Here is a 953-nt window from a genome sequence, read left to right as displayed (position 1 = left end):
AATATGCTTGATATCGTCGACCGTGAAGGCAAGCCTTTTGTCGCTCCAAGTGCTGTCATACAGCGACGTAAAAAGCTGGGTGATGCGGCCATGGAAGCCCTGTTTAATTGCACCCAAGCCCACTGGAACCGTGAAGCGAAGCACCCCACATGGAATGGGCTGACACTATTAGGTGTTGATGGTGTCGTGTGGAGAACTGAAGATACCCCAGCCAACTCAGAAGCCTTCACTAGACAGAAAGGCACTCAATATCCACAAGTCAGAATGGTCTGCCAGATGGAGCTCAGTAGTCACCTCATAACAGCAAGTGCCTTTGACGACTATGCAGTTAATGAAATGACGTTAGCAGAAAAGCTCATAGACTCAACGCCTAATAACAGCCTCACCATGTTTGATAAAGGCTTTTACTCGCTAGGGTTGCTGCATAAGTGGCAGACAACGGGTGAGGAGCGCCACTGGCTCATTCCATTGAAAAAGAACGTCCAATTCGACGTGCTCCGCTCTTTAGGGCGAAATGATAAAATCGTCAAACTAAGCAGTAACCCACGAGCACGTAAACTCTGGCCTGAATTATCTGATGAGCTTGAGGCTCGCCTCGTCACGCGAATGATTAAAGGTAAAGAATACAAGATACTGACCTCCATGACTGACCCATTACGTTTTCCAAAAGAAGACATAGGAGATTTATATGGGCACAGGTGGGAGATAGAGCTCGGTTATCGAGAGCAAAAGCAATATATGTTAGGTAATCGCTTAACATTGAGAAGCCGCTTGCCTGAACTGGTAAAGCAGGAGTTGTGGGGAATTTTACTGACTTATAACCTAGTCCGATATCAAATGGTCAGCATGTGTCATCAATTAAAAGGTGATTACTTGCCTTATCAACTTAGCTTTAATGGCTCGCTATCCCATGTCTTAAGGCTGCTTGTAGGATTGCCATACTCAACTCCAGG

The 953-nt window shown here is 46.0% G+C and carries 1 protein-coding gene; it reads left to right on the top strand.

Annotation, left to right across the window (positions count from 1 at the left end; translation table 11 throughout):
* Positions 1-953: IS4 family transposase (locus tag AB4238_RS18070; protein WP_372034702.1), on the top strand; the 953-nt coding region annotated here is incomplete at both ends.

The organism is Shewanella sp. 10N.286.45.A1 (assembly GCF_041470405.1).
In the GTDB taxonomy this organism is placed as follows: Bacteria; Pseudomonadota; Gammaproteobacteria; order Enterobacterales; family Shewanellaceae; genus Shewanella.
Note: the sequence above shows the minus strand (reverse complement) of the source record. Positions and strands in the feature narration are given on the sequence as shown.